Genomic DNA, 15,832 nt, shown 5'->3' on the forward strand with positions numbered 1-15,832 from the left:
ACCTAAATGCACTACGGGTAATCTATGAATATTTTTAATCAATATAATTACACTTTTTCTAAAACAAAGAATTCTTATCTTTGTTAGAGAAAAGTTGAATTAGATTTTATTCTAACAGAATACTTTTTTTATTAATTAAGATTTTTTGATACATGAAAATATTACTTTCTCCAGCGAAGATGATGAATTTGGAAACGAATGCTAAATGGAGAGCAACGACACCTCAATTTTTGGAACATTCACAAGAAATTATGGATGTTATGAAAGAGATGAGTACAACAGATCTTGAAAAATTAATGAAAATTTCGAAAGATATTGCAGAAATGAATGTGGAGCGTAATCAGGTTTGGAATGTTAAACCTACTGCGAAACAAGCTATTCCAGCAGCTTTAGCTTTCAAAGGTGAAGTTTATAGAGGTTTGAATGCTGAAACTTTAGATGATGAAGCATTTGATTACTTTAATAAACATGCATTTTTGTTATCTGGACTTTATGGGATGTTGCGTCCTTCTGATAAAGTAATGTTGTATCGCTTGGAAATGGGTTCGAAATTGGATGTTCATGGTTCGAAAAATTTGTATGGTTTTTGGAAAAAAATTTTGACACCTTTTCTAAATTTAAAATTGAAGAAAGGCGAGTTTATCTTAAATTTAGCAAGCAATGAATATGCAAAAGTTTTGGATAGAAAATCGTTAAAAGTTCCGATGATTGATGTAGAGTTTCAAGATTACAAGAACGGTGAATTGAAAAAAATCATGATGTATTTTAAACATGCTCGTGGTGCAATGGCGCGTTATTGTGCAGAAAATAAAGTTGAAACTTTGGATCAAGTGAAAGCATTTGACGTGGATGGTTATCGTTTTGATGAGAATCTTTCTACCGAAGAAATTTTGGTATTTACAAGATAATGACTAAAAAAATAATAACTTGAAGACTGCTTTATTAGTAGTCTTTTGTTATTTTTAAATAATATATGAAAGAAAATTTTATCGATAAATTACCCCTCAAAATTATTTACTCGTTCCAATCGCTGATTGAAGAATTAGAACGATCTGAATACAACTTTGGAGAGTTTAAAGCTTTTTTAGAATATCTGAAAGCTACTCGACCAGAGTTGATTGATGGTGTTGAAACATTTGAAGATTTTCAGAAAATTATTAAAGATGTTGAGCCAATTATTGAGAAAATTATTCCTAAACCATTTGTAAAATATAATTTAAAAGCGATAACTTTTCCTTTTTCTGACAAATTTATTTTTGCAACAGATCGACTTAAAGAGTTGATTGATAATAATGAATCACGACTAAAATTCAATTTTGAAGATTTAGATTATGATACATTATATAAGTTTTGTTGTTGCTTCATCTTATCGAAATATTATCATAAAAATTTAGATTTTAATCTATCAAATCAGTTGGTGATAGACAATCAAAATGGCTACAGAATTTATCTTGGGACTGATATAAACCATGATTATTTTCGTATTTATCCATCCGAAGATAAATTTAAATTGACTGAAGATGAAATTGAAGAGTTGTTGAATAATTATGAAGATACAGCTTTGTGGATGAGAAAAATTCCAATTGGATCTTGGATTGCAAAAGGGTTTAATCTTGTTTCATTTTTTGATAATACGACTGAAATTGCACTTTCTAACTTAAAATCTAAATTATTATCTTATGGAGAACCTTTTAATATTGTTCGAAATGATATTATTTCTGCATTAAAATCTATTTTTAGAATCAATAATTTAGAAGTTGGTTTTTCGGCTTATAATTCGGATAAAAATCAATTGGAAATTAGTCATTTATTACAATTGAATGATAGTTTATTGATTGATAATCATAAAAAAATAAAACTGAATGAAATTTTTTGTGCTGATTTAGAGAACAAAATATCGAAATCAGATTATTATGTTGTTTCTAATATTGACGCAGCTTTGGAGAAGTTTCCGCAAGATAAAATGTTGAGAATGGCAAATGAATCTGGTCTGAAAAGTTTGATTCTTTATCCATTGAAAAACGGAAAATCTCATTTAGGTATTTTAGAAATAGGCTCGAAAGAAGCTGGAGTTTTCAATCGAATTAATGCAAACCTTTTGCGCGAAATCACGCCTCTTTTAGAAGAATCTATTTATCGCTATACGGTAGAGTTTGAGAATCAAATCAATGCTTATATACAAACCGAATATACGTCGTTGCATCCAAGTGTAGATTGGAAATTTAGAGAAAAAGCTCGCGAACATATATTGCATCCGGGAAATACAAAACAAAAATTGCAGATCTCTTTTCAAAATGTATATCCAATTTATGGTGAATTGGATGTGAGAAATTCGTCAGTGATTCGAAATCAATGTTTAAAAATGGATTATACTAATCAGATTAATTACTTGATTTTGATTTGTAACGAGTTATATAATCGTACAAAAAAGAATAAATTTTTGGATTATATTGACGATTTGACTGATTTTTTGCAACGAATAGATAATGTAGATAAAATCTATTTCGAAAGCGAATTATTTGATTACATTACGTTGCATATTCATCCTGAAATTCCCAAATATGTAAAGGACAATGAGAAATCAATTATCGAAGAATATCTAAAAAAATTAGATTCTACAACGGGATTATTTTATGTAGATCGCAAAAAATTTGACCAAACAATTGTAATGACAAATTCACTTTTGTCGAACAAATTAGATACTTTTCAGAAAGATGCTCAAGGTGTATTTCCGCATTATTACGAACGTTTCAAGACAGATGGAATTGATTATAATTTGTATGTTGGACGAAGTATTGCGCCGTTCAAAAAATTCTCCTATCAAAATATTCGTGAAATTAGATATTGGCAATTACAGGCGATGATTTCGATGGAGCAATCGTATAAAGAAATTCAGAAAAAAACACCGCTAAAAGTAGAGGTTGCTTCGTTGATTTTTGCAACGAATACCACTATAGATATTTTGTTCAAATTAGATGAGAAACGTTTTGATGTTAATGGATACAACAATGCAAAATATGAAATAATTAAGAAAAGATTGAGTAAAGCTTTTGTGAAAGGAACAAATGAACGAATCAATTTGCCACACAAAATTTGTATTATTTATACCGAAGATATCCTAAAAGAAGAATACTCAAATTATATCAATTTATTAATTGATAAGAAATTTTTGAAAAAAGATGTTGAATATTTGGAAATTGATGATTTGCAGGGTATAAGCGGTTTGCAAGCAATTAGAGTTTCGATTAATTATAAAAATAAACTCGAAAAATATACTAAAATAGAAGAATAAAGAATGGAAAAAGATGATGTATTGCTTAATATTTCGATAGATAGTACTGCCGAAAATATTTGGAAAGTTTTGACAGATGAACAAGCGTTTAATGAATGTTTTGAAAACATAAAAATGACTTGTAACGAATGGAAAGTAGGAGAGAGGATAAAGTTTGTAACGCAAAAAAATAATGAAACGTTGGTAGATGAAGCCTTGATTACATCTATTATGGAGAATGAACGTTTGCGATATAATTATAAAAAACAAAATACAGACCATGAGATTGAAGTAATTTTTAATCTAAAATCTTCAGGTAATTTTACTTATCTATCAATTGAAGGAAAAGATTTTGCGGATGATTTTGAACGCTCACATTCAGAGAATGCGTGGATAAATATGATGCAAGCAATCAAGAAATATGTACAAAAAAAATAACCTTCAAATTTTTGAAGGTTATTTTTTTATATGTTAAAATCCGAAATTCAAACCAAAAACGATTCGCCCTGGATCTTCACCTTTAAAGTATGAAACTGTTGCGGTAATAGATTGTGCTCCGTTTATCCAAAGTCCACCACCCATAGATGAATGCCATTTATTTGAGTCTTCTCCGTTTAACCAAACTCGTCCATAATCAGCTCCAACAAAAAGACCTAATCGAAGTGGAACAACAGCTTTGAAACGTAAAGCATCAAATCGTAAATCAGATGTTTGTAAGAAAACTTTGTCTCCTGCAAAACGACCTAATCGATAACCACGTAAATCCTGATCTCCACCTAAATTAGCCATTTGATAGAATTCCATAAAATTACCCCAAACTGCTTTACCTTTTAGCATAGAAGCAACTGTTAATCTTCCATTTGCAGAAATTTTATGTGTGAAACCTAAATTAAGTTCGGTATAAAAATGATTACGTTCAAAATCTGTCAAATTAGAAATCCACTTTGCATTTGCTAAAAATGTCATGCCTAATTTTGGCAATGATTCGTTATCGTAATTTTTGAACAAATATTTAGCTCCAATTTCTCCGAAATGTTGTCCTTTGAAAACGTCTCTATTAATTGATGGGAAATCTTCGACGATACGATCTTTATTCTCTTCAATCTTTTTGTAACTATAAATTGCAGAAAAATCTAAACGACCATTGTTATTCATAATCTTGAAAATAGACGGTCCAATGCTATAACTTTCTAATCGAACACGGTTATAATCCATTCCAATTTCTTCTTGATTATTCACGGTCTCGTTTCCTAAACCAAAGAAATTTGTACTATAAGTCGGGCTCGTGTAAGCTGCATTAAGATCTAAATTCCACTTACCCAACGCTTTTGTAAACGTTCCTTTATATTTGGCATCCCAACCGCCTGTCGCAAAATAATAACTTAATTGCAAATTGTGACGTTGCGAATATGGTTTACGATCAAAACCGTTGACAGTGTAGGTTGGCGATAAACCAATTTTTATTCCGTCATCAGGATTGTAGCCAATATTAGGTAACATAGTAAAGAAATTATACATCGGTTGTTTGTAATCGTATGTATTAACCTCGTAATCGTTGACAAAATTTTTCGATGTTAAAAAGGTAGATTCTGATGCATCACTTCCGTTTGCGTAATCATATACTTTTACTTTTGCAGAACGCTTTACTTCGTATATATCGTCATCTATTCCACCAATAATACGAACTAAAATAGCGTTATTTGGCTTTCCTTCAACCTTGAATTTATCTTTTCCGTTTAATCCATATAAACGAATTTCTTTCGTTTCTTTTTTATCAAAATCTTCATCAAGAATTAAAGTTCGATCTTGTCCTGAATAGATTTTTACATTTGTTTTTCCCTTTGGTAAACGAGTGATCACAAAATCTTCATCTTCGTTTGTTCCTTTCAGAATGATTAATTTGCGAAGAACTTTATTATATTCTTCTGCAAATTTTTCTAATTTAGATTTTCGGGCAATAAGATTATTGATTACTTCTTGATCGTATTCTTGTTTTGTTTCTTCAGGAATTAATTCAAATGATTGTTTGATATAATCATCACTCAAATTATCTTGAATATATTTTGCTTCTTTTATCCATAATTCAAGATCGGATGATTCTAAAATGGCTAAATCCAATGGATAAGGTTCTCTATTGAACCATTTTACATTTTTGATGTCATCTTTATAATCTTGCATATGTCTCAAAGGAGGAATTTTCATAATTAAATGAAAGAAAAGTCCATCATAACGTGGAAATGCTTGATCTCTATCGCGTGGAATTGGTTTATAAACAGTTTGTTTATTCTCTTTGTAAACGCCCCAACGCCATTGGTCAGAATGTCGATCCCAATCTCCAACTAACATATCAAAAAGTCGTGCACGAATGTAGGCTTGCTTATCCACGACAACATCTTTGTTTTTGTGAATCGCAGCCAACATATCATCTGTGCTAACAATATCTTTTGGTTTTCCGAAAACACCGTCTTGATATCCGGACATTGGTCGTTCTTCTATCATGTATAATTCATCACCAAAATTCTCATTATATGCTTTCAAGGCTTCTTGTTTTGGAACGTAATATAATTTTGGCGTAGAATGCATAATATTGATTGGTTTCATCAAATTAGCAACTGTTAATGGATAATATGGATGATTGGTTGTATAGAAATCCATCAAAAATTTCTCTGTGAAAGAATCTTCAAATTCATCTGCAACATATTTATTTTTAAATGCTACTTGCTGAATGAATTGCGTGGCACTTTTCTTCACCGAGCGCATATTGTATTCTTCACCTTTTGCATTTGCCAATCGTAAACTTTGCGTTTGATGTCCACCACCCATTCTAACAGGGGTTAAACCTCCATTTAGTTGACTTAAATTAACAGTATTAGCAGTAATTGTTTGTCCATATGTTCGACGATAATGACGACCAAAAAAGAATTTATACGGATCAGATTTACGTGTAACGTCTAATGGATATACACTTGTTTCTTTCGTTTTTGGCATTTTTTTATCATCATAAACTTGTGCCAAATATTCCTTTTTCTTTTCTGTAATTTGTTTTGTTAATAATAATTCGATTCCATCGTCTTTAAAACCATAGAAATTAGCTTTAGAAGCGCCATTATCATATAAATCTAGTACAACAAAACCATTATCTCCGTAAGAAAAATCGTTTTTACCAACCGCTTTTGCAGATTCTTTTTTAGAACCAGAACCGCTGATAATTTGTTTGACATTGTTTTGTTGAATATATTGCAAGTTGTGATCGTGTCCAGAAACAACAATTACATTATTTCTATTTTCGATAAGTGTTGCAATACGAGAAGCCATTTCTCTGTATTTGAAATTATTAACATCTTGAGGACTAAGACCTGTTGTACTTCTTAATAAATTAATAAAAGATCCGATTACCGGTAATGGAACTTTGAAATTATCTCCTAATGGATAAAACTGTTTTTTGAAATCAAATTGTCCACCATGTGTTCCGTTCGAATATAGCGGATGATGCATTGTGATAACAGTTGTTCTGTTTTGATATTTGTTCAACTGCGATTCTAATTCTTCGAAGAAAGCTTCTCGCGATTTGATATCACATTTTTCATTTAGACCAGGATGTTTGTCCCAATCTTGCAAATACCATTCAGAATCTATCGCAATAATTCCGATACTATCATTTACATTTATTTTATCAATTGGACACGCATCTTTTGGTAAAAATGATTTTTTATTACCCAATTGTTTTTTGACTAATTTTTCTTGTTCTTTTAATCCTTTTACACCATTTCGCCAATCATGATTTCCTGGAATAAAAAGGGTTTTTCCTTTAAATTCTTTCGCTAAATCAATCTGAAATTGAAGTTTCTCTCTACTTGTTGTATATTCAGCTTTTGTAGAATCCGTTACAATTCCATTTTCGTAAACATTATCACCTAAAAAGAAAAGATAAGAAGAAGAGTCAGCTTTCGCTAATTGATTCTTTAAAATTTCTAAATTTTGTTTATTTTTTGGTTGATCAAGATCTCCTGCATCGCCTATTAAATAGATAGATTGAATTTTATTTCCTTCTACATTTTGTACTTTTTCTGTCTTAATGTTTTTCCCATATTGAGGATGTTGCGTAGCGCAAGATGTCATATAAAGGCAAGAACCTACTAAAGCCAAAAAAGGATAATTCAATTTTTTGTTGTTTAGTGTTGGTAATAATTTCATACATTTAAGCGTTAAAAACTTGTGATGAACCAATTGTTATTAAATATAGAAAACTATGTTTTCAATCTGTTCAAAGATAATCTTTCTTTAGATTTTACGTATCATAATTTTATGCATACCGTAAAAGTTGTAGAAGCAATAAAAACGTTGTCTACTGATGAGCAAATATCTACAGATTTACGAGAAAAATTATTAATAGCGGGTTGGTTTCATGATACGGGTTACACAAAAATCGTGCAAGGGCATGAAAGTGAGAGTGCAAACATTGCAAAAGAGTATTTGATTGAGCATAATTTTGACGAAAATTACATCAAAGAAGTCCAAGATTATATTTTAATCACAGCGCTAAATAATGTTCCAAAAAATATAGGTGAAGCAATTGTAAAAGATGCAGATAACTATCATTTAGGACAAACTGAATATCCTAAAATTTCTGAGTTATTACGTGATGAAATAGCTAAAATATGTCACAAAGAATTTTCTGATTATGAATGGCATGTAGAGAATAGAAATTTTTTTCTAAACATACATCATTTTTATACGGATGCCGCAAAAAAGCTTTGGCAGAAAGGAAAAGAAGAAAATTTGATCTTTACCCAAAATAAAATCAAAGAGATAGAGTTGATTGGTGATATTCCCAATAAGTATGAAATCAAGAAAAAGAAAAACGATAAGATTCAACAACCAGATCGTGGTGTTGATACACTTTTTCGTGTAACGTTGAACAATCATACTCGTTTAAGTGATATTGCTGATAGTAAAGCCAATATTTTATTGTCTGTAAACGCGATCGTGATTTCGATTGCACTTTCTACTTTGGTTCCAAAGTTAGGAAGTCCAAAGAATGAGTATTTACTTTTACCTTCAATTGTAATGCTTTTATCAAGTGTTGTTTCAATTATTTTTGCAATTTTAGCAACTAAACCAAATGTAACATACGAAAGTTTTAACGAAGAAGATGTCAAAAACAAAAAAGTGAATTTGCTTTTCTTTGGTAATTTTTATCAAATGTCACTTGAAGCCTACGATGATGCTATGCAAGAGTTGATGAAAGACAGAGATTATGTATATACTTCTTTGACAAGGGATTTGTATTATTTAGGAAAAGTTTTGGAACGAAAATATCGTTTGTTAAGCATAACCTACACAATTTTTATGATTGGAACTATTTTATCTGTTCTAACGTTTGCTTACGCGATGATCACAAATGTTGCTTAATTATTTTTTTACTTTTTCAAAAGTAAAAGCAATTTTACTTGATTCATCATTGCTAATTTCAGCTTTTAACTGATGACCAATTTTCCAATATTTGATAAGTTTAGGAAAATCATTCTCTTGATTTTCTAATGTAAACGAATTTCTATCAGAATTGATTAACTCAAAATCAGTTGTCTCTTTTTTAGTTTTGTCCAAATTAACTTTCAATATCCATTTATCATCAATCTTTGTGATAGTAAGATGTTCCTGCGAAATTGTATCATTATTTTTGATTGTAAACCCGCAACCTAAAAAAGTGTTTTTATCAACTTTTTTCCAGTTTTCATACGTTTTTCGATCCGATTTTTCATTTGTTCTAATCCATTCTCCAACCAAAAAATCAAAACTTGGTTTATCAGCAGAAGTTTTAGTTGATTCGCAAGAATTCAACAAAAAAATAAATAAAAGAAGAAAAGTAAATAGTTTCATATTAGTGTGCTTAATAGTAAAAATAATCAATTTGAAATAGTTAAAATGATAGAAATGATTTTTTCTCAAAAATTTTATTCTTTTATGTATTATTGGTTTACTTTTTGTGTAATTCGTGGCAGTTAAATTAGGCAATAAACAAAAGGTACACTATTTTTGAAGTATGCGACTTTCTACAAAACAAAAGTTTTTTCAATACATTAAAAAATCATTTAATTTTTTTCAAAACTTGTTGAACCTGTTAAAATTGGTTTTATCAGAGCGACAATTTTTGTATTTATCGTGTATTTTAGTAGCTATTTCATCTGCTTTTGCAGTGATTGTGCTAAAAACTTTTGCGCACAATGTTTTTCAATTTACTATTTATATTAATAATTTAGTCAAACTACCTTATATCAATAGTATATTGCCAATTATAGGTATTTTGTTGACGGTTTTTGTTGTGCAGAAATTTTTGGATGGTTCGATAGAAAAGGGAACTTCTCAAATTATGATTGCTGTAGCTAAAAAGTCTGGAATAATGCCTAAAAAACAGATGTATGCTCAGATTTTAACGAGTTCCTTAACAGTTGGTATGGGTGGTTCGGCTGGTTTAGAATCTCCAATTACAATTACTGGTGCAGCTTTTGGTTCTAATTATGCACAATATTACAGATTCAAATACAAAGAAAGAACACTTTTGTTGGCTTGTGGTGTTGCAGCTGGTATTGCGACTGCATTCAATGCACCAATTGCAGGTGTTTTGTTCGCGATAGAGATTGTATTAGCGGATATGAGTGTTACTGCTTTTATTCCTTTATTGTTATCTTCTGCAACAGGAGCTTTAATTGCCAATTTAACATTAAAAAGCAATATGTTATTATCCTTTCGTTATGCGTTAGGATTTGATTATCATAATGTTATTTTCTATGTGATTTTGGGTGTTTTAGCGGGGTTTGTTTCAGTTTACCATGCTCGATTATTTCGTAAAGTTGAACATTTGATAGGGAATTATTCGGATAATGTATATTGGCGAGCGATTGTTGGAGCGGGAAGTTTAGCAATATTGATTTTCTTTTTCCCAACATTATTTGGTGAAGGTTATGAGAGTATAAAATATTTAGCAAATGATGAAGCTGGTTTTATTTTAAATAATTCATTGTTAGAGAGTTTTAGAACGAATCAATGGATAGTTTTAGGATTTGTTTTTGTCACAATTTTAATCAAATCTATTGCAACAGGTTTAACTTTAGGAAGTGGAGGAAACGGAGGAAACTTCGCGCCTTCGTTATTTGTTGGGTCATATCTTGGTTTTTTCGTTGCAAAATTCTTTAATTTAATCGGTTTCAAAGAAGTTCCAGTCGGTAATTTTACTGTTGTTGGAATGGCAGCTGTTTTAAGTGGGTTATTTCATGCGCCATTAACAGCAATTTTCCTAATTGCCGAAATTACGGGAGGTTATGGATTAATTATTCCCTTAATGATTGTTTCTTCGATAAGTTTTGCAATTTCAAAACGATACGACAAATATTCGATGGATATATACGCAATAGCAGAAAAAGGAATTGTTTTTACATCTGATAAAGACCGAAATTTGTTTAATAAAATTGATTTGTTTTCGATTTATATCAAGAATATCAAAACATTGACGGTTTACAATTCAATTGAAGATATAAAAGAAATTTTTTCTACTACAACACAAGATTTTATTCCAGTCCTCAATGAAGATAAATCGATTCATGGAATTATAGTTTTAGATAATATTCGATCATTTATTTTTAATGATAATATTGATAAAAGTTACTTAGAATGTATAACAGAAGCAACTTCGACATCTATTTTTACGAATGCTGCTAACGTGATGAAAATGATGGAAGCAAAAAAAATAGATTATATTTTACTCACTAAAAAAGGTAAATTTGAAGGTTATGTAACCGAAAGTTTATTATTAGAAAGTTATCGAAGTAATTTGAATAAGTTGAGAATTGAGTAGAAATATTTGAATATAATATACAAAAAAAGCCTCTTAAATAGAGGCTTTTCATTATAATTCTTTTTTCATTTCGTATTGTTTGTCGTACAATTCTAATCCCATCGATTGAATAAAATCATTTGTAGAGATTTCTCTTTCGTCAACATTAATCATTTTAATCTCTTTATTTTTCAAATCGCTGAAAAGGATGGAAGCTAAATAACGATTTCTATAATCGTGATGAACACCAAATTGATAAATACGTGTATTATTTTTGTTGATAATTTTGTAAGCAACTAAAATTCCATCTTCATAAATTCCATTTATTTGACAATCTTCGATGATATTTTTTACACTTTGAATATCATTTTTCCAAGTAGGTTTTATATCCCAAAAGTTTTCACTTGTAATCAAATCTAAATCACTAAATTCTATAATTTCATGTAATGGATTTACGACCAAAATAGGAATTCCTTTATAACTGTTTAAAGTTCTTGTTTTTTCGAAACCACAAGCTTCATAAGCGTTAATAGCAAAATCATTTTTAATATTTACTTCTAAAAATATGTTTTTTACTTGTTGTTCTTTCAATTTTGGAAAACTAAAATCTAACATTTGTTGTGTGATTTTTTTTCCACGATGTTCAGGACAAACGCCCGTTCCACCAATATAAGCTGTTTTTACTTCGTTATAATTTCTAATTCCATAAAGTAAAAAGCCAACTAATTTTCCATCAATACTAGCACCTACAGAATAATCTAGATTGATATCTTCCATTTTTAATTTTCCCTGAAATTGTTCAGTTGAAAGATTGATAGAAACGTAATAATTTTGATAAGAAAGATTATATAAGGCTGATAATTCTTCCAAATCAACATGATTTAATGAGTGTATTTCAATGTTTGTTTGCATAGCTGTAATTTGCAAAGCAAAAATAGCCCCAACATTTAAGTTTTTTCTAAAAAAAATCTTAAAAAATTAGTAAAGATTGAATTTTATTTGAACTATGTAATCCGAATTTGATAAAAATATAATTTATTTAATAATATTGACTGAATAATTATACATAAATTTTAAAAATAGTGTAGAGGATGGTAAATAGAATTAAGAAAACTTCTTTTTTTTATGATTTAACATAAGCTTATTATTGATTATGCTGAAGAAAATTCTGTAATCAATAAATTTGCATACATTTTTAAAACTAAAACTACGAGAGAAGTCTAACTTTCTCCTCATTTGTTGAAACAATTATTCTTCTCTCGATTTTTTTTGAAAAATACTCCTCGAAGAATTCAAGTAAAGTGTATTTGTTACACTAATTAAAATACCAAATTCTCAAAATTTCTTTCCAAAACTTATTTCAAAATATCTATTTCTCAAAAAATATTTAAACATATGATGAATTTAATAAAGCTTTGAAAAATTATTAAAAAATGATTAACGAACATTTGTTAGTTTTTTTCTTTTGATTATTTTAGTCGTTCAAATTATCACAAAAAAAATGAGTAAAAATTTAACAAAATTGGCTTGTCTAGCTATATTTTGCAGCTATAGCTATGTCTCTGCTCAACAGAAAACGACAGATAGTGTGGTTGTAGAAAAAGTAGAATTAATACAACCAAGAGAAAACAAAGACAAAGTTGATGTGCAGTTTTATGGATTTATCAGGAATGATATTTTTATGGATACGCGTCAAATGATTGGAGCAGGAGAGGCTTTGGTTCCGCTTTATCCAAAAGATCGTTTATCGGATGTAAACGGTGCTGATATCAATGCAGCTTCTAAATTTCACATGTTATCGATTGTTTCGAGAGCTGGTGTTAATTTGAAAGGTCCAGAATTACTTGGAGCTAAAACTTCTGGTATTTTAGAGGGAGAATTTTTTGGAGCAACAGAAGGAGGAATCAACGAGTTTCGTTTGCGTCACGCATATGTGATGTTGGATTGGGAGAAAACGCAATTAGGGATTGGACAATATTGGCATCCTTTCGTTGTGTTAGAAGCTTTGCCAAATGTTGCAAATTATGGAACTGGTGCGCCTGTTTATGCTTTAAATCGTAATCCTCAAGTTCGTTTAACGCATAAATTCACAGACAAATTTAAAGTTATTGCTGCTTTACATTCTCAACGAGATTTTACTCCAAATACAGAGCCCTTTCGAAATAGTGGAATGCCAGCGGCTCATCTTCAATTTCAATATAAATCACAAGTTTTTACTGCCGGAATTGGTGCGCAATATGAAAATTTGAAGCCAAAATTATCTTCAGGAAATCCTCCTGTTAAGTCTAATGAACGAGTTGAAAATGTTTCGTTTATGGCTTATTCTAAGTTAAATACAAAACCTTTACAAGTAACTTTCGCTGGATATTTGATGCAAGATGCGTCGTCTTTTGTACAACTTGGTGGAATTGTAGGATATCAAACAAGTCCGACGGCTGTTGAAACATATAAACCAATGAATACGCATAGTATGTGGATTGATTTGCAACAAAACTCAACAGGTAAATTTTCGTTCGGACTATTTGCAGGTTATGTTAGAAATAATGGTGTGAAAAATCCAGTAGAAGGAGCAATTGCATCAATATCTTATGGTGTAACGACAAATTGGGGCGCAATTTCGGCAACTCCAGGTACACGCACTGTAAATTATTTGTACAAAGTAGTTCCTCGTTTAGATCTTACCTTAAGCAAAGCCTTAAAATTTAGATTAGAATATGATCGAAGCACAGCGCAATGGGCAGATGCGACGATAAAAGGTACGGGAACCGAAAATAAATATTTAGCAAATAACAATAGATTTCAACTGACAACATTATTTAACTTCTAATATTACACAAAAAACATGAGTACAAATACTTTAGATACTTCGCAAACAGTAGCGAAGAAGGATAATATTTTCCAAATTATTTTAGCATCATCTGTCGGAACCTTAATCGAATGGTACGATATGTTCTTGGCAATCATCTTAGCTAGTGTATTATCAACACAATTATTTCCTAACGATGGTTCGTCGCATTTCTTAGAAACACTTGCAGTAGTGGTTTCATCATTTATGTTCCGTCCGATTGGATCATTAATTTTTGGAAGTATTGGAGATCGTATTGGTAGAAAATATTCATTCTTAGTTTCTTTAATTATGATGGGAGCAGCTACATTCTTGATTGGTTGTATTCCAACTTTTGATAGTGTAGGTTGGTTTGCTCCTGTTTTATTATTGTTTTGCCGCATTATGCAAGGACTTGCAATTAGTGGAGAATATGCAGGTGCTGTAATTTATGTAGCAGAACATGCGCCAGCAGAGAAGCGAGGATTTTACACAGGGTTTATTCAAGCAACTGTTCCAATTGGATTATTATTATGTTTAACAGTTGTTTTCTTAACACAATCATTTTTATCAGAAGAGGCTTTTGCAAGTTTCGGATGGAGGATTCCATTCTTATTTAGTGGAATATTAGTGATTTTGAGTTACTTTATTCGTCAACGCTTACATGAAAGTCCAATTTTTGAACAATTAAAAAAAGAAGGAAAAACATCTAAAACTCCAATTAAAGATGCTTTTACAACTCCAGGAAACGTAAAGTTAATGTTAAAGGCTATTTTTGGAGGAAATGCGGCGCAAAGTACAATTATGCAAACAACGTTATTCGTTACGCTTTTCTTCTTACAACGCGCAGTTAACTTACCTTACGAAACAGTTTTAATTGTTGTTTTATGTTCTACATTATTTAGTTCATTTTTCTATCAATGGTTTGGTGCATTAAGTGATAAAATTGGTCGTAAACCTGTTATGTTAGGTGGAATGATTTGTAGTTTTATCTTAATTCCATTATCATTTTTTTTGTACATGAAATTAGGAAATCCTGAAGGATTGAAAGAAGTTCATGATATTTCGAATTTAGCAGTTTTAGGAATTGTAGTTGTAAGTTTAATTACTTCAATTGCAGGAGCAGCAACATATGGTCCGCTTGGAGCTTTTATGTTAGAAATTTTCCCAACAAAGATTCGATACACTAGTATGGGATTTGCACAAAATATGGGAAATGGATTTATTGGTGGAGCAACAACTTTTGTAACGGAATTAATCAAAAGTACGATTATCGTTTCGGCTGCTATGTCGCCTTATATTGGATTAGCTTATCCATTGATATTAATCTTTATTGCGATTTTAGTGAATTATTTTACAATTCCAGAAACATACAAAACAGATTTAACAGAAGATAATTAAAATCAATAATAGACAAAATGTAAAAATCCTTCAAGTAATTCTTGAAGGATTTTTTTAGAGGAATTAAATTTCAATGCAAAAAAAATCCACTCAAACGAATGGATTTTTTTATTGTATCAGAAATATTATTTTTTCTTTTTTGTATCAACTGCTCCTGATAATTCAGATCCAGCTTTAAATTTAGCTACTGTTTTAGCAGCAATTTTAATTTCTTTTTTAGTTTGTGGGTTGATACCTGTTCTTGCAGCTCTCTCAGAAGTTGAGAAAGTACCGAATCCTACTAAAGCAACTTTGTCTCCTTTTGCTAAAGCTTTAGTTACATTTTCTGTAAATGAGTTTAAGGCTTTTTTAGCAGCTTCTTTAGAAATTCCAGCGTCAGCTGCAATCGCATCGATAAGTTCTGATTTGTTCATAGTTGTAACTTTTTAAATTAATTTATACACAAATATACTCTTTCCCTTTATTTGTGCAAGTTTCAACGCAAAAAATTTCAAGAAAAATGCAA

The 15,832-nt window shown here is 30.3% G+C and carries 11 protein-coding genes; 7 read left to right on the forward strand and 4 right to left on the reverse strand.

Annotation, left to right across the window (positions count from 1 at the left end):
• The first annotated feature begins 152 nt into the window (after positions 1-152).
• The 3 genes from yaaA (at position 153) to B4L98_RS10240 (ending at position 3,709) form a co-directional block, all read left to right on the forward strand.
• Positions 153-908: a peroxide stress protein YaaA gene (yaaA, locus tag B4L98_RS10230; protein WP_286495772.1), complete on the forward strand. Its 756-nt coding sequence runs from the start codon at positions 153-155 to the stop codon at positions 906-908.
• A gap of 65 nt (positions 909-973) precedes the next feature.
• Positions 974-3,292, forward strand: coding sequence for a hypothetical protein (locus tag B4L98_RS10235; protein ID WP_286495773.1), 2,319 nt, complete (start codon positions 974-976; stop codon positions 3,290-3,292).
• A 3-nt stretch (positions 3,293-3,295) separates the two neighbouring features.
• Positions 3,296-3,709, forward strand: coding sequence for an SRPBCC family protein (locus B4L98_RS10240; protein ID WP_286495774.1), 414 nt, complete (start codon positions 3,296-3,298; stop codon positions 3,707-3,709).
• Between the two features lie 33 nt (positions 3,710-3,742).
• Here B4L98_RS10240 and B4L98_RS10245 read toward each other — a convergent pair whose 3' ends face one another.
• Complete coding sequence (locus B4L98_RS10245) at positions 3,743-7,465, reverse strand: metallophosphoesterase (RefSeq protein ID WP_286495775.1); 3,723 nt, start codon at positions 7,463-7,465, stop codon at positions 3,743-3,745.
• A gap of 24 nt (positions 7,466-7,489) precedes the next feature.
• Here B4L98_RS10245 and B4L98_RS10250 point away from each other — a divergent pair, with 24 nt between their 5' ends.
• Positions 7,490-8,683, forward strand: coding sequence for a Pycsar system effector family protein (locus B4L98_RS10250; protein ID WP_219034917.1), 1,194 nt, complete (start codon positions 7,490-7,492; stop codon positions 8,681-8,683).
• Here B4L98_RS10250 and B4L98_RS10255 read toward each other — a convergent pair whose 3' ends face one another.
• Positions 8,684-9,151: a DUF6265 family protein gene (locus B4L98_RS10255; protein ID WP_219034918.1), complete on the reverse strand. Its 468-nt coding sequence runs from the start codon at positions 9,149-9,151 to the stop codon at positions 8,684-8,686.
• Positions 9,152-9,314: 163 nt separating this feature from the next.
• Between B4L98_RS10255 and B4L98_RS10260 the strand changes: the two genes are divergently transcribed.
• Positions 9,315-11,123, forward strand: a complete 1,809-nt coding sequence (locus B4L98_RS10260) for a chloride channel protein (RefSeq protein ID WP_125349835.1) — start codon at positions 9,315-9,317, stop codon at positions 11,121-11,123.
• A gap of 51 nt (positions 11,124-11,174) precedes the next feature.
• Here B4L98_RS10260 and B4L98_RS10265 read toward each other — a convergent pair whose 3' ends face one another.
• The gene (locus B4L98_RS10265; RefSeq protein ID WP_221855927.1) at positions 11,175-12,014 is read right to left on the reverse strand and encodes a GNAT family N-acetyltransferase; all 840 of its coding nucleotides are present in this window, start codon (positions 12,012-12,014) and stop codon (positions 11,175-11,177) included.
• Positions 12,015-12,603: 589 nt separating this feature from the next.
• Here B4L98_RS10265 and B4L98_RS10270 point away from each other — a divergent pair.
• Both B4L98_RS10270 and B4L98_RS10275 read left to right on the forward strand, forming a co-directional pair.
• Complete coding sequence (locus B4L98_RS10270) at positions 12,604-13,929, forward strand: DcaP family trimeric outer membrane transporter (RefSeq protein ID WP_125349837.1); 1,326 nt, start codon at positions 12,604-12,606, stop codon at positions 13,927-13,929.
• Positions 13,930-13,944: 15 nt separating this feature from the next.
• Positions 13,945-15,327 (forward strand): MFS transporter, encoded by a 1,383-nt coding sequence (locus B4L98_RS10275; protein WP_125349838.1) that lies wholly within the window; start codon positions 13,945-13,947, stop codon positions 15,325-15,327.
• Positions 15,328-15,452: 125 nt separating this feature from the next.
• Here B4L98_RS10275 and B4L98_RS10280 read toward each other — a convergent pair whose 3' ends face one another.
• Positions 15,453-15,740, reverse strand: coding sequence for an HU family DNA-binding protein (locus tag B4L98_RS10280; protein WP_019975917.1), 288 nt, complete (start codon positions 15,738-15,740; stop codon positions 15,453-15,455).
• Positions 15,741-15,832 lie beyond the last annotated feature (92 nt).

It is taken from the genome of Empedobacter sp. UBA5528 (assembly GCF_002426075.1).
GTDB classification, from domain to species: domain Bacteria; phylum Bacteroidota; class Bacteroidia; order Flavobacteriales; family Weeksellaceae; genus Empedobacter; species Empedobacter falsenii_B.

Bases quoted from the DNA above. Each gene is read 5' to 3' on its own strand.
- yaaA (WP_286495772.1), top strand. From the start codon at position 153: ATGAAAATATTACTTTCTCCAGCGAAGATGATGAATTTGGAAACGAAT.
- B4L98_RS10235 (WP_286495773.1), top strand. From the start codon at position 974: ATGAAAGAAAATTTTATCGATAAATTACCCCTCAAAATTATTTACTCG.
- B4L98_RS10240 (WP_286495774.1), top strand. From the start codon at position 3,296: ATGGAAAAAGATGATGTATTGCTTAATATTTCGATAGATAGTACTGCC.
- B4L98_RS10245 (WP_286495775.1), bottom strand. From the start codon at position 7,465: ATGAAATTATTACCAACACTAAACAACAAAAAATTGAATTATCCTTTT.
- B4L98_RS10250 (WP_219034917.1), top strand. From the start codon at position 7,490: ATGAACCAATTGTTATTAAATATAGAAAACTATGTTTTCAATCTGTTC.
- B4L98_RS10255 (WP_219034918.1), bottom strand. From the start codon at position 9,151: ATGAAACTATTTACTTTTCTTCTTTTATTTATTTTTTTGTTGAATTCT.
- B4L98_RS10260 (WP_125349835.1), top strand. From the start codon at position 9,315: ATGCGACTTTCTACAAAACAAAAGTTTTTTCAATACATTAAAAAATCA.
- B4L98_RS10265 (WP_221855927.1), bottom strand. From the start codon at position 12,014: ATGCAAACAAACATTGAAATACACTCATTAAATCATGTTGATTTGGAA.
- B4L98_RS10270 (WP_125349837.1), top strand. From the start codon at position 12,604: ATGAGTAAAAATTTAACAAAATTGGCTTGTCTAGCTATATTTTGCAGC.
- B4L98_RS10275 (WP_125349838.1), top strand. From the start codon at position 13,945: ATGAGTACAAATACTTTAGATACTTCGCAAACAGTAGCGAAGAAGGAT.
- B4L98_RS10280 (WP_019975917.1), bottom strand. From the start codon at position 15,740: ATGAACAAATCAGAACTTATCGATGCGATTGCAGCTGACGCTGGAATT.